Raw genomic sequence first — 12607 nt, 5'->3', positions numbered from 1 at the left:
GGAACCCCAAGCAGCACCTCGAGTTGGTCAGATTGCACCAATTCGCCGAGGACCAGATGACGGAACCGGACATTCGCAAGGGGATGCCGCCCGTCAAGCTATTGCGTGAAGCATTCGAGAGCCGTTACAGGAGCCGGTTCGTCGATCCGGCCTTTGCGCGGCTGGGGCCGGAACTCGATGCCATCGTCGGCGCTGCCTGGGACGCCTATAGCCATTCGCGCAAAGCGCCGCTGACGCGCAAGGCGGGTCCGGGCTTTGCCGATCCCGATTATGATCTCGCCGCCGATTGGCTCGCTGCGCGCGCGGCCGTTCTTGAAGCGCAGCGGCGGCATGACGATGCTGGCGCGATCCCGCGCATCCTCATCATCAACGGTTCTGCCCGCAGCGAACACACCTGTCCCGGCGAGATGTCCAAGACCTGGCGCATGGTCAAGCTGGCCGAGCCCATCCTTGTCGAGATGGGATTTGCCGTCGATATCCTCGATCTCTCGCGCCTCACCTCGGAGTTCGGCAAGAACATCCATCCGTGCAAATCCTGCGTCTCCACCGCGATGCCGCTCTGCCACTGGCCGTGTAGCTGCTATCCCAACTACTCGCTGGGCCAGACCGATGACTGGATGAACGAGATCTACCCGCTCTGGGTCGCCGCGCATGGCATCCTGATCATGACGCCGGTGAACTGGTATCACGTGCCGGGCGGGCTCAAGGCGATGATGGACCGGCTGGTCTGCGCCGACGGCGGCAATCCCGATCCGACGTCGACCCACGGCAAGAAAGCCGATGAGGCCAAGGCGATCGAGTTGAAAGGCTGGTCCTACCCGCGCCATCTCGCCGGACGCCATTTCGGCCTCGTCGTTCACGGCGACAGTGTCGGCGTCGAGGGCGTGCGCAGAACCTTGTCCGACTGGCTGACCGACATGCATCTCATTTCCGTTGGCCGCTTTGGCGAGCTCGACCGCTATGTCGGCTACATGAAGCAATACGCCACCTCGCATCGCGAGCTGGATCAAGATCGCGCGTTTCAGCAGGAGGTGTTGAATGCGGCGCGCGCGCTCGGCAACGCAGTACAGCTCGCGCGGAGCGGGCGTTTGCGGGAGCCCGGGGCTGGCCTTGAGGATCCGAACCCGAAGTGACGGGGAATGAAGCGCGTCGCCTTGCTTTGATTGGATGGAGCGGGGGCGGGATCGCTGACTGGAGGAACGAGATGGCCCGATCCGAAGACATGACCCACTGCATCGAGCTTTGCATGAGCTGCTACCAGACATGTCTCGGCACGGCGATGAATCACTGCCTCGAGACCGGCGGCAAGTGCGTCGAGCCGAAACATTTTCGCCTGATGATGGCCTGTGCGGAGATCTGCCGCACAGCCGCGCATTTCATGCTGACCAACACGCCACATCACCGGCACATCTGTGGCGAATGCGCAGAGATCTGCACCGAATGCGCGCAGGATTGCGCGCGGGTCGGCGGCATGGACGAATGCGTCGCCATGTGCAGATCGTGCGCCGAATCATGCCGCGCCATGGCGGCCTGAGGAGCGGACAAATGCTGGAAGAGAAACTCAAGGAAGCCATCATCGGCGAGCTCAAGCGACAGGCGGCCAACCGGCCGCAATCGCTCAAGGTCGAGGGTGCCGACGAGCTGATCGTGAACGGCAAGATCGACCTGGCCGAGCTCGTCATGGTGATCGCAGGATCGCTCGCCGGCGGGCCGTAGCTCGCCCGTTACAGCAGTTCCTTCAGCGTCCGGGCATCGGTCGGTGCGGCACTCTTCTGGTCGTTGTCGAAATAGACGTAGACGTCGCAGCCCTGCCGCTTCCAGGACTTGATATGCCGTGCCCATTGCGTGAGCGCCGGCCGCGAATAATGGCCGTGATAGCGCCCGCTCGGACCATGTCCGCGGACATAAACGAAGTCCGCCGTGCGTTTCCAGGGCGCCGGTGCATCGTGATGGTCGGACAGGCAGAGCGAAATGTTCTGGTCGGATAGCATTCGAAGAATGCGGGGCTGATACCAGCTCGGATGACGAAATTCGAAACTGTAGCGGCGTTTCCTGGACAGGAGCTTGAAGAACGCGGCAAGTCGATCGGCGTCAGCCTCGAATTGCGGAGGCAGCTGAAACAGGATGGGCCCCACTTTGCCGCGGAGCAGCGAAATGCGGTCCTCCAGGAGTTCCAAGCTGTTGACAGAGCGATCGGACAGACGCTTCCAATGCGTGATGAATTTGGACGCCTTCCAGGCGAAGACGAAGTCGCGGCCGGTCTGCTCTCGCCACGCTTCCACCGCCTCCGGTGTCGGCGTGCGGTAGAATACGCCGTTGAGCTCCGTGGTCTCGAACTGCCCGGCGTAGTAGCGAAGCTGCTCCTTCAACGACAAGCCCTCGGGAAAGAACGGACCGCGCCAGGACGCGTAGTGCCAGCCGGAGGTGCCAATCAGAACGCGCGCCATTTTTCGTATCACCGTTGGTGCGGCGAGATCGAGGCCGCGCTTTTCCGAAGATGAACGTCTGTGCGGCAGATACGTTGCTGTCGGCAGGGTAGTAGGACTCGGCAATTCCGGCCAATGCGCAGCAGCGTACTCAGAGCGAGCTGCCGCCGCAGATGACAAGCTGCTGCCCGGTGATGGCGGCGGCGTCCGCAGAGAGCAGGAACGCCACGGCGGCTGCGACTTCCTCTGGTTGAATGAAGCGGCCGATCGGCGGCAGCTTTGGCGCGACATTGGCGCGCGTCGGGTCCTTCAGCATCGGCGTCTCGGTCGCGGCGGGCGCAACCACATTGACCGTGATGCCGCGCGGCGCGAGCTCGCTCGCCCATGACCGCGCCAGCGCGACCAGCGCGGCTTTCGTCGCCGCATATTGTCCGCGACCGGCGGCGCCCGATGCGGTGCGGCTGCCGATGAAGACGATGCGCCCGCCCTGCGACAGGCGCGGTGCCAGCGCGTTGGCGAGACGTTCGGCGACGTCGACATGCAGCCGCCACATCGCAGCACCCTCGTTATGGTCGAGCGATCCAAGCGAACCGACCTTCAGCTGGCCTGCGGCATGAACCAGCGCGGTTGGCGTGAGATCAGCGACGGCGGCCGGAATGGCATCGACATCGGAGAGATCCAGCGACAGATGATCGAACGCCGGGTGGTCGAACGTTGCGGGGCGGCGGCTTATCCCGGTGACGCGCCAGCCGTCGCGCAACAGGCGCTCGACGATCGCAGCGCCAATCCCAGAACTGGCGCCCGTGACGAGCGCGTGCGGCCTCTTGTCCATGCTCTCAGCCCCGCGTCACCCATGGCTCGGTCACGCGGACATATTTGATCGCGCGGCGATGGAAGGTGAAGGCCGTGTGGATCGCGCCGTCGGCGGTCTGCTTGACGGAGGGGTAGGACAGCTCGCGATTGGTCTGGTCACGCGAATTGTTGGTCATGCAATAACCGTCGCCGGTCTCGACGTTGCGCTTGGCCCACGAGCGTCCGCCGTCGGCCGAAATCGCTAGCGTCATCGGCGCCCGTGGTGCGCCCCAGAATGCGGTGCGTCCATCCGCCTTGCGGCCGTCGTCGGCGATCACGGGTGGCAAATCATCCTTGATCTCGTCATAGAGCGAGAGGCGTCGGCCCGTTGCATCCCTGGCGCTGGAATCGTTGAAGACCAGCGCGAGATGACCGTTGCCGAGCCGCGTGAGCTGGATCGATGAATTGTTGTTCGGCAGCTCGGTCGCAACCGGCGCCGACCAGCTGCGGCCGTGATCGGTCGAGCGGCTCTGATAGATGTTGTCCGCCCAGCGGCTGCGATACACCGCTATCAGCGAGCCGTCGTCGAGGCGCGCGATGCACATATGGACGCAGCCGCAGCTGCCGGGCACGTCGATGTCGCGCCAGGTCGCGCCCGCATCGGACGAAATCTTCACCGCGCTGGTGTCCTCGTCACCGTTCCATTTCCGGCCAGGCGTGCTGTGGCAGTAGAAAACAGGCAGCAGCCAGTCGCCATTGTCGAGCACGACGACTGGCTGGCGGATGAAAGTGCCGCGGCCGCGATGCTCGGGAAACAGCGTCTCGATCGGGCCCCAACTCTTGCCATTGTCGCGCGAGAGGCGGCGGCGGATGATGGCCGTGTCCTGGTTGCCCGCCAGTTGCGCCGTCCACATCAGCCACAGCGTGCCATCGGGGGCAGGGAACAGCACCGGGTTCTGTTCCGAGCGGCCGGAATCGTCGGACAGCTTTTCTGCTGCCGACCATTGCGTCGCGCCGCGCACGAGCCGCGAGAAATACACCGAGATATCCGACATGCCCTCCTGCGTGCCGCCGAACCAGACGCAGGCGAGATCGCCGTTGGCGAGCGGCATCAGATTGGCGGCGTGGTTCTGCACGCAAGGCGAGGGAATGAAGGCGTCGAACCGGTCGGGATCGCCGGCGGCCTGGCGAACGGCGCCGTCGGCCGTGATCTCGAGGTCGGTCATCATGTCGAAGTCCTTTCCACGAAAGCATTGGATTGCGCCGCCGGAGCGGCCGGCGCGTGGCCCATCACCAGGCGCTCGATCGCCATCACCACCAGCGGCGTGGCGGCCGCGATGTACATGTTGTCGATGCCGAAGGGATTGCCGAGCAGGTACCAGACTGTGGTCGAGACCGCAGCGCCGATCAGGCCGGCGGTGGCGCCGCGATTGCTGGCGAACAGCGGCAGATAGAAACCCATCATCGCCACCATCGTCACCGACAGCCGCAACGCGCGCGTGAAGAACGACAGTTTCAGGATCTCTGGAATGAAGAAGACGAACAGCAGCGGCGCGATGCCGATCACGATCGAGAAGATTCGGGTCATCTTCAGCTCGCGCTCCGGCGTCGGCTTCCAATAGGGGACGTAGAAGTCGCGCACCACGAGCGAAGCGATCGCGAGCGCGACGGTGCAGACGCTGACGAAGATCGAGGCGACCAGGGAGGTCGTCACGAAAGCGGAGGCCAGCGGCGGCATCTTCTCAAGAAACACCGGCAGCGCGTAGAGGCTGTTCATATCAGGGTAGAGATATTTTGCGGCGACCCCGATCAGCGCGAGCAGGAAGCCGAGCGGAAGGCAGAATGCGGCGGCATAGTAGGTCGCCTTGCGGGCGTCGTCGGCGCTCGGCGTCGAGGAGATCGCCTGGACGATGAATTGCGTCGAGAAGATCGCGCCGACGGTGCCGAAGGTCCAGGCAAAGATGGTCGCAAAGCCGATCTTGCCGTCCCAGCTGAAATAATAGGCCGGCAGCTTGGCCTGGATCGGCGCAATGCCGCCGGTCAGCGACATCGCGACCGCGAAGATGATGATGATGCCGACAACCTTGAAGGCGCTGTGAAGGATCGTCACCCAGGCGACGCCCTTCAACCCGCCGAACACGTAGTAGAAGGTCGAAACCACCGCGATAATGCACATTGCAACGGGCAGGCTGACATGCAGCGCGGTCGAGATGGCGGCGGCGCCGCTGACATAATTGCCGACATTCACCAGCAGCAGCGCGTAGATCATGATCACCGAGACCGTGAGCATGGTCGACTTGCCGTATTTCTGCGCGATCGCGGCCGAGATGGTGTATTCGCCGGAATTGTAGAGCTTCTTCACCATCAACAGGCCGAACAGCAGGAAGCCGATCGAGGCGCCGAGCACGGCCCACCCCGCAGCCATGCCGGACTGGAACGCTTCCTGCGCGGTGCCGACGGTCGATTTGGCGCCGACGAATTCGGACATCATCAGCACGCCGACGACGACGGCCGGCATCGCGCGGGACGCGGTCATGAACTGATCGCTGGTCTTGCTGCGCAGCTTGAGCGTGAGCCAGGCCGTGAAGGCGATATAGGCGACAATCATCGCGACGATGAGCGTGCTCTCGCCAGTGAGGATGGCTTGCATCGGTGACGTTTCCTCTGGTGGTGCGGAATGCGGTGTTGTGAGCCCGCTTCTGCCCGACGGCTAAATGTTCGGAATGCGAACAATTGTTGTTGAAATCCATTAAACCTGCCCGGGCGTGGTGCGTCAAGCGCACGCGTCCACGCATTGGGGAAATCCAGGTTCCAGAGAGCGGCAGGCAATCGCATATGGGAAGCGATTCCCCTGTGGCCATCCTTCGAGACGCCCGCCGTTGGCGGGCCCTCAGGATGAGGACCGAATGTGCGGCCGTGGTTTGGACGAGCACCGATGTCTCTTAGCCTCATCCTGAGGAGACCGCGAAGCGGTCGTCTCGAAGGACGAGGCGCCTGCGCATCTACTCGGCACTGCGCTTCCAGGCGCCGGTGCCCAGCTTGCCTGTGATCACTGCGAGCGCATCGTGGACCTCGTATGCGCCGCCGTCGCTGTAGCCTGACAGGCCCCTGATTGCGTGCAGCGTCCAGCGGCCGTTCGCCGCAGTGATCGTGCCTTCGTGCGGACGCGCCGAGCGCTGCGGCTCGGTGTGGAACCTGTAGGTGCCGTCACCCATGATCTGCCAGATCCAGCGCGACTGCCCACGGCCGCTCGGCACCATGATCTCCCAGGTGCCGACCAGCGCGGGATCAATCGTTGGCGACGTCATCGTGCGCGGTGAAGCAGGGGAGACGACGGCCGGAAGCGGGTTGGGCGGCGCCGCTCCCTCGGCGCCGGCCGCTGGCCGGCCGGCGAGGTAGATCGCCTGGCGCGACAGCGAACCATAGACGAACGGCTGCTGTTCGTTGCGGGTTGCCTCCATCACGTCGTCGCGGACATTGCGGAACATGAACGTCACCTCGACGCCGGGCGCCTCGATGTTGCGCAGGAGCGCCGCTGCAAACGGGCTGTTGCGCGCGTCGCCGTCAAGCGCTGTGGTGCCGTCGCGTGCGGCATAGGCGACGAGAACGTTACCGACGGGCTCGATGCGGCCGAGCCCGCTCATGGTGGCGGCCCGCGTGGCGATCGATCGTTTCATCCTGGCGGCAAACGGATTGTTGCGGCAGGCGTCGAGGATGACGAGGCCAAGGCTCGTGGTGTTGGACACCTGCAGCATCACGCTTTGCAGGTTGATGGCTTCATTCGCCGCGTCCGTGTCCCGCTTCAGCTCTGCGTCGATCGGGATCAGCCAGTTCTCGCCATTGATCTCCATGCCATGGCCGGCGAAATACACGGCCGCCATGTCGGCGCCGGCGGCGTCGCGCCCCAATGCGATCAGGCCGCGGCGCATGTCATCGAAGCCGGCGTTCGTCGCCAGGGAGACCGTGAAGCCAAGTCGCTTCAGGGCTGCTGCGATGTCGTGCGCATCGTTCGGCGGATTGAGCAGCGCGGGCACGTTCCTGTAGGCACCGTTGCCGATGACGAGCGCGACCCGCCTGCCGTCCGCTGCTGCGGCCGTCGACGCCACGCCCGCAAACGCGGTTGCCGCCGTCAACCCCGAAACGAATTCGCGTCGATTCATCCGGATCTCGCTGGCTCGAACGAGTTGCTATCCTAGCGCAACCGATCCGGAGGAGCCACGGGGCCGTCCTCAGTCCGCCGACAGCGCCGTCTTGGCGACTTCGGCCATCCAGGTCGATGCCACGGGGAGGATCGCGTCATTGAAATCGTAGCGCGGCCCGTGCAATTCGGCGCCGTCGCGCAAGGGCCCGTTGCCGATCCAGACAAACGCGCCGGGGCGCTGCTTGAGATAGAAGGCAAAGTCCTCACCGGCCATGCTGGGCGCGAGATCGCGCCGCACCGGCGCGCGCATTTTGTCCGCGGCCACGCGTGCGAAGCCGGCTTCTTCCGGCGTGTTGATCGTCACGCCGACGCCCATGACAATGTCAGGCGTGACCTTGACGTCGAAGCTGGTGGCGATGCCGGCGCAGATCTCGCCGATCCGTACGAGGAGGATGTCCTTCACGTCGTTGCGGTGATGCCGCAGCGTGCCGCGGATCACGACCTTGCCGGCGACCTGGTTCGGCGCGGTGCCGCCCTCGATCGTGCACAGTGAGAGCACGGCGGTGTCGAGTGGATCGACGCTGCGCGACACGATCGATTGCAACGCCACGATCAGATGGCCGGCCGCCATCACCGGATCGCGGGTCAGATGCGGCATGCCGGCGTGTCCCGCATGGCCCTCGATGGTGATGGTGACGCGTCCGCCCGAGGCCATGACCACGCCGTCATGGACCGCGATGGTGCCGGCCTCGAGGCCCGGCCAGTTGTGGAAGCCGAACACCCGATCCATCGGGAAGCGCTCGAACAGCCCGGCCGCGACCATCGCGCGCGAACCGCCAAAACCTTCCTCGGCCGGCTGAAAGATGAAGTCGATGGTGCCGCTCCAGTCGGTGTCGGCGGCGAGCAGCGCGGCCGCGCCGAGCAGCGAGGTCGTGTGCCCGTCATGGCCGCAGGCATGCATCACGCCGGAATGTTTCGAGGCGTAGGCAAGCCCGGTATCCTCGGTGATCGGCAGCGCGTCCATGTCGGCGCGCAAGCCCACGCGCGCTTGCGCCGACCCGCGCGTCAGCGTCGCGACGATTCCGTGGCCGCCGACGCCGGCCTCGAAGGGAATGCCGAGCTCGGTGAGCCGCTCCTGCACGAAAGCGGCGGTCGCCTTCTCCTGCAAGGACAGCTCGGGGTAGGCATGCAGATGCCGGCGCCACGCGGTCAGCTTCTGGTGCAACTCGGGGGTCAAGGCGCGGCTCTTTCCGGTAATGGCGATCCCGCCATCATAGCGGATAATCCGCACCCTGCATCAAGCCCCTTGGAATGCCTCGCGTGCAGCAAGGCCGCGAGCAAATGCATGGTAGTGAGACATGTCAACGGTTCGATTGACCTTGCGTGCCCGGCTGACGCAGGAAGGTCAGGAGCTGCGCAGTCAAGAACTCAGGATTTTCGTCCGGCAGCCAATGTCCCGTATCCGGCGCGACGCCGCCGCGAACATCGCTGGCAATCTCTCTGGCCATCGTCATTTCGATCATGCCATTGCTCTTGTCGCCTGCGAGCGCCAGCACTGGCATCGGCAGCTTGTGCTTCTCGAATTCTGCAAAACGGCGCTCGTCCTCGGGGAAGGCGCGATAGAGCTCGAAGCCTGCGCGGAGGCCGCCGGGCGCGGCATAGGCGCTGGCGTAGACCGCAATGTCATCGTCCGAGACAGGCCGGAAGGCCCGCTTCTTGTAGAAGTCCCGAATGAGCTCATATTCATGACCTTTCACGAGCATCTCGGCAATGTCGCGTTGCTGGAACAGTCCGAAGTGCCACAGTTCCGGATCGGGTTTTGATTTGGCATCGTTCCAGGCCGTTGTCGCAGGGATCGGGACATCGAGCATCGCCAGTGTCTGAACCTCGTCCGGCCATTGTGCGGCGTAGGCGAAAGCAACCATCACGCCGATGTCCCGGCCAACCAGATGAAGCCGGCTTGCTCCGAGGTGATGGATAAGAGCGCGGATATCCGCGGCCATGGTCGCCTTGTCGTAGCCCCCAGCAGGCTTGTCGGAATCGCCAGCGCCGCGGTAATCGACCGCAATGGTGCGATAACCCGCCTTCGCCAGCGGCGGCATCACCTTGCGCCATGTGTACCAGGTTTGCGGCCAGCCGTGCAGCAGGACCACGAGCGGACCATTGTCCGGCCCGCCAATGACGTAGTGCAGCCGGATCCCGTTGACCTGTGCGAAACGATCGTGAAATTCGTCGCGAAATCCGTCCGGAAGACCGCTCTGTGTCAGCGCCGTGGCGTGAGGGCCGCTGTCATGTGCGTCCGGCGATGGCTGCGCAAATGCGGTCCCGAGGCCGGCTGCAACGACAACCGTCGCCATGATCGCGAGGCGGACCGCACTCCGGCCGATATCCAGTCTGTCCATCGCGATTCTCCGGAGCATCAAGGCGGAACCTGCCGAAAGCCCGGCGGGCACCTTGAATTTGGCTGCTGATTTTCCATTTCGTTGCATCCAAACGTCGCGCGATTTCCTTCGTTCCGGTTATCGAATGTGCGGCGTATCGATTGCGCGCTCGCGCATTCGAGCAGGCCCGATGTGCATGCCTGTTCTTACGTCAACGCAAGGCAGCTCACCGCATCGTCGCGAGCTGCACGGCAAGCGCGCAGGCGCGGTCGTATTCGTCGAGATTGATCCACTCGTCGATGGTGTGCGCCTCGTTTTGTCCCGCACCGAAGGTCACGGTCGGAACGCCGTGGCGGACCATCCAGTTGGCATCGAGGCCGCCATTGGCAGCGCGGACGTTCGGGGTGCCGCCGATTGCGGACACGGCCTCGATCGCGCGTTTGACGACTGGCAGGTTCTCCTTCATCCGGAACGGATAATAGTCGGTCTCGGCCTTGAACTTAACCTTGCCGGACTTGCCTTGCGCGTTGGTGACCTTCTTGGCGGCCTTCTCGAACGCGGCCTTGTAGGCCTTGGTGATCTCCTTGAAGAACTTTCCGTCATGGCTGCGGCTTTCGCCGCGCACATGCACGTAGTCGGTGACGACATTGGTGGCATCGCCGGCGGGGCGGCCTTCGCCGCCGGTGACGGGGCCGACATTGCTGGTGCCTTCCCTTCTGTCTTGCCGCTTGCCCTTCACCACCTTGCCGAACCAGCCGCCGGCCTTCACGTCGGCAAGCGCCAGCGCCATGATCATGGTCGAGGAGATGCCGCGCTCCGGCGCCACGCCGGCATGCGAGGCGCGGCCAAAAATCTCGACGGTCCAGCGATCGGCACCGACCGCGCCGATCACGACGTTGGAGGCCGAGCCGCCGTCATAGTTGAAGGCCATCACCGGCGAGCCGAGCTCGTCCAGCTTGACGTGGCGCGCGCCGTAGAGCCCGCTCTCCTCGCGCACGCAGAACAGCAGCGTGATCGGCGGATGGTCGAGCTTCTGCTTTTCGAGCTCGGCCGCCAGCGTCACCAGCACGCCGCAGCCGCAGCGATTGTCGCCGCCGAGCGCGGTCCTGGCCTCGTTGAGGATCTTGCGGCCAGATTTCTTCGGCCTGGCGCCGGCGCAGAGCGGCACGGTATCCATGTGGGTCATGAACATGATGCGCGGCTGGTTGTGCAGCGCGCCGCGGCCGGGCAGGTCGACGATCAGGTTGCCGGTCTCGGTCGGCACTGGAATTCGGGTGTTGGCGTCGTCGAGCCGGATCGCCTTGGCCGGCACGCCGCTCTCCTTCAAGGCGGCGGTGAGCTCACGCCCGATCGCCGCCTCCTGTCCTGTCACGCCTTCCACGGCGAGGAAGCGCAGGAGACGGTCGGTGGCGGCTTTGGTGTCGACAGGCATGGACTGAATTCCCTTGATGCTCGAACCGCCCATCCTACGAACGCGGCGACGTGTAAGTCAAAAAGATCAGCACCCCCACGAGCATCGCGGCCGCCATGAACAGCAGCACCGCCGGTAGCCCCGCGAAGGCTGCGACCGCGCCGGTGATCGACTGCATCAAGGCCGTGCCGAGGAAGAAGGCGAGGTTCACCGCCGCCAGCGCCTTGCCCACGACCTGCTCGTCGACCAGTTGCCGGCACATGCCGAACAGCAGCGGCTGGGCCGAGGTCGCAAACCCAATCAGCACGAACAGCACGAGATCGTATTGCGGCGGCATGACCGGCACGCAGAACAGCCATGCAACGGCAAAATGCGGCGCGCCGAGCGCCATCAGCACGACCAGCAGCGCTGCAAGCGTGTGCGTGCCGGCCACGAGCTCCCGACGACGGCCGATTCTCCGGTCGATCATGCCGATGCACAGCGGGCCGGCGATCATCGCCAGCGTGTAGGCGCCGAGCTGGTTGCCGGCCTCGACCCGCGACAGGCCCTTGACTTCCATCAACCACGGCCCGCCCCACAATCCGCGCAGCACCAGCGAGGTCGCCAGCGACACCATGGCTAGCGCGATCAGCCCGCGCAGCGGCCGCGCCAGGCCGAGCCTGAGCACCTCGATCATCTGCGACAGCGGTGAGGATTCGTCCTTGTGCTCGGCCGGCTGGTTCGGCACCAGCGCGAACACGGCGAGCGCGACCGCGACGCCGCCGGCTGCTGCGATCCAGAACCCGGCGCGCCAGCCGTACTGATCGACCACAAACGCAAGCGGACTCGACGACAACAGCATGCCGATATTGCCGATCGACAGGATCGCGCCCGACCACAGCCCGAAGCGCGCCGCCGACAATTGCTTGGCCGCCAATGTCATCGGGCACATCAGCATGCCCGATGTCGCGATGCCGAGCAGCAATTGCCCCAAGGCAAAGCTCGAAGGCCCCGTCGCAAAGCCCGATGCGATCGCGCCGATGATCGTTCCTGCAAGCAGGCTCAGCGACACCGGCCGCACGCCAAAGCGATCCATCGCGGCCCCAACCGGAATCTGCGAGGCGGCGAAGGCGAAATGATAGACCGAGGTGAGACTTGCCAGCGCCTGCGGCTGCACGTGGAAATCCGCCGCCATCAGATCGAGGCTGAGAGCCGGGATGGTGCGCAGCAAGGTCGACAGCATGTGCCCGCAGGCCAGCGCCACCAGCGCAAAGATCAGTGTACGGGTGCCATGTCCCGCTTCATCATTGGCAACCGCACTCATCAGCGTCCTGCCCCAGCGAGGTTTTTTCGTGCGGTTACACGATCGGACGGCCCGTGCCAACAGCTGGAGGGGAGGCGCTGGCGCAGGGCGGACCAGACCTGGGGACAGATCACGCCAGCAAGGGCTTGAGAGCCGCACGACTGCCGACCTGCC

Annotated in this window: 12 protein-coding genes; 3 read left to right on the top strand and 9 right to left on the bottom strand. The window is 64.6% G+C overall.

The annotated features are described in order from the left end of the window. Nucleotides 1–56 precede the first annotated feature (56 nt). The 3 genes from YUA_RS0101220 (at nt 57) to YUA_RS50835 (ending at nt 1716) form a co-directional block, all read left to right on the top strand. On the top strand, nt 57–1133 hold the full coding sequence (locus tag YUA_RS0101220) for a flavodoxin family protein (RefSeq protein WP_027528997.1): 1077 nt from the start codon (nt 57–59) through the stop codon (nt 1131–1133). 71 nt (nt 1134–1204) lie between these two features. Next, nucleotides 1205–1534, top strand: a complete 330-nt coding sequence (locus tag YUA_RS0101215) for a four-helix bundle copper-binding protein (protein ID WP_027528996.1) — start codon at nt 1205–1207, stop codon at nt 1532–1534. Between the two features lie 11 nt (nt 1535–1545). Further along, a complete protein-coding gene (locus YUA_RS50835; RefSeq protein ID WP_198029361.1) occupies nt 1546–1716 on the top strand; it encodes a hypothetical protein in 171 nt (56 codons plus the stop codon). Between the two features lie 8 nt (nt 1717–1724). On the opposite strand, the gene YUA_RS0101205 is transcribed toward YUA_RS50835, so the two are convergent. From YUA_RS0101205 to YUA_RS0101165, 9 genes are all read right to left on the bottom strand, one after another. Continuing rightward, the gene (locus YUA_RS0101205) at nt 1725–2447 is read right to left on the bottom strand and encodes a DUF72 domain-containing protein (protein WP_027528995.1); all 723 of its coding nucleotides are present in this window, start codon (nt 2445–2447) and stop codon (nt 1725–1727) included. Nucleotides 2448–2577: 130 nt separating this feature from the next. Continuing rightward, on the bottom strand, nt 2578–3258 hold the full coding sequence (locus YUA_RS0101200; protein ID WP_027528994.1) for an SDR family NAD(P)-dependent oxidoreductase: 681 nt from the start codon (nt 3256–3258) through the stop codon (nt 2578–2580). Between the two features lie 4 nt (nt 3259–3262). After that, complete coding sequence (locus YUA_RS0101195) at nt 3263–4447, bottom strand: exo-alpha-sialidase (RefSeq protein ID WP_198029360.1); 1185 nt, start codon at nt 4445–4447, stop codon at nt 3263–3265. Continuing rightward, nucleotides 4444–5868: a sodium:solute symporter family protein gene (locus YUA_RS0101190; RefSeq protein ID WP_027528992.1), complete on the bottom strand. Its 1425-nt coding sequence runs from the start codon at nt 5866–5868 to the stop codon at nt 4444–4446. Before YUA_RS0101190 ends, YUA_RS0101195 begins: the two co-directional genes overlap by 4 nt. Nucleotides 5869–6220: 352 nt before the next feature. After that, nucleotides 6221–7378 carry a caspase family protein gene (locus YUA_RS43310; protein ID WP_051383073.1) on the bottom strand — a complete coding sequence of 386 codons (1158 nt, stop codon included), beginning with the start codon at nt 7376–7378 and terminating at the stop codon, nt 6221–6223. 69 nt (nt 7379–7447) lie between these two features. Continuing rightward, a complete protein-coding gene (locus YUA_RS0101180) occupies nt 7448–8596 on the bottom strand; it encodes an amidohydrolase (protein ID WP_027528991.1) in 1149 nt (382 codons plus the stop codon). Nucleotides 8597–8720: 124 nt separating this feature from the next. Beyond that, entirely contained in the window at nt 8721–9761 is a 1041-nt protein-coding gene (locus YUA_RS0101175) for an alpha/beta fold hydrolase (protein WP_198029359.1), read from the bottom strand. A 205-nt stretch (nt 9762–9966) separates the two neighbouring features. Further along, a complete protein-coding gene (locus tag YUA_RS0101170; RefSeq protein WP_027528989.1) occupies nt 9967–11172 on the bottom strand; it encodes a M20/M25/M40 family metallo-hydrolase in 1206 nt (401 codons plus the stop codon). A gap of 34 nt (nt 11173–11206) precedes the next feature. Further along, on the bottom strand, nt 11207–12454 hold the full coding sequence (locus tag YUA_RS0101165) for an MFS transporter (protein WP_027528988.1): 1248 nt from the start codon (nt 12452–12454) through the stop codon (nt 11207–11209). Nucleotides 12455–12607 lie beyond the last annotated feature (153 nt).

This window comes from Bradyrhizobium sp. WSM3983, assembly GCF_000473045.1.
In the GTDB taxonomy this organism is placed as follows: Bacteria; Pseudomonadota; Alphaproteobacteria; order Rhizobiales; family Xanthobacteraceae; genus Bradyrhizobium.
Note: the sequence above shows the minus strand (reverse complement) of the source record. Positions and strands in the feature narration are given on the sequence as shown.

Coding starts and splice junctions, on each gene's coding strand:
- YUA_RS0101190 (WP_027528992.1), bottom strand. CDS start 5,868: ATGCAAGCCATCCTCACTGGCGAGAGCACGCTCATCGTCGCGATGATT.
- YUA_RS0101195 (WP_198029360.1), bottom strand. CDS start 4,447: ATGATGACCGACCTCGAGATCACGGCCGACGGCGCCGTTCGCCAGGCC.
- YUA_RS43310 (WP_051383073.1), bottom strand. CDS start 7,378: ATGAATCGACGCGAATTCGTTTCGGGGTTGACGGCGGCAACCGCGTTT.
- YUA_RS0101165 (WP_027528988.1), bottom strand. CDS start 12,454: ATGAGTGCGGTTGCCAATGATGAAGCGGGACATGGCACCCGTACACTG.
- YUA_RS0101220 (WP_027528997.1), top strand. CDS start 57: ATGACGGAACCGGACATTCGCAAGGGGATGCCGCCCGTCAAGCTATTG.
- YUA_RS0101215 (WP_027528996.1), top strand. CDS start 1,205: ATGGCCCGATCCGAAGACATGACCCACTGCATCGAGCTTTGCATGAGC.
- YUA_RS0101170 (WP_027528989.1), bottom strand. CDS start 11,172: ATGCCTGTCGACACCAAAGCCGCCACCGACCGTCTCCTGCGCTTCCTC.
- YUA_RS50835 (WP_198029361.1), top strand. CDS start 1,546: ATGCTGGAAGAGAAACTCAAGGAAGCCATCATCGGCGAGCTCAAGCGA.
- YUA_RS0101200 (WP_027528994.1), bottom strand. CDS start 3,258: ATGGACAAGAGGCCGCACGCGCTCGTCACGGGCGCCAGTTCTGGGATT.
- YUA_RS0101175 (WP_198029359.1), bottom strand. CDS start 9,761: ATGGACAGACTGGATATCGGCCGGAGTGCGGTCCGCCTCGCGATCATG.
- YUA_RS0101205 (WP_027528995.1), bottom strand. CDS start 2,447: ATGGCGCGCGTTCTGATTGGCACCTCCGGCTGGCACTACGCGTCCTGG.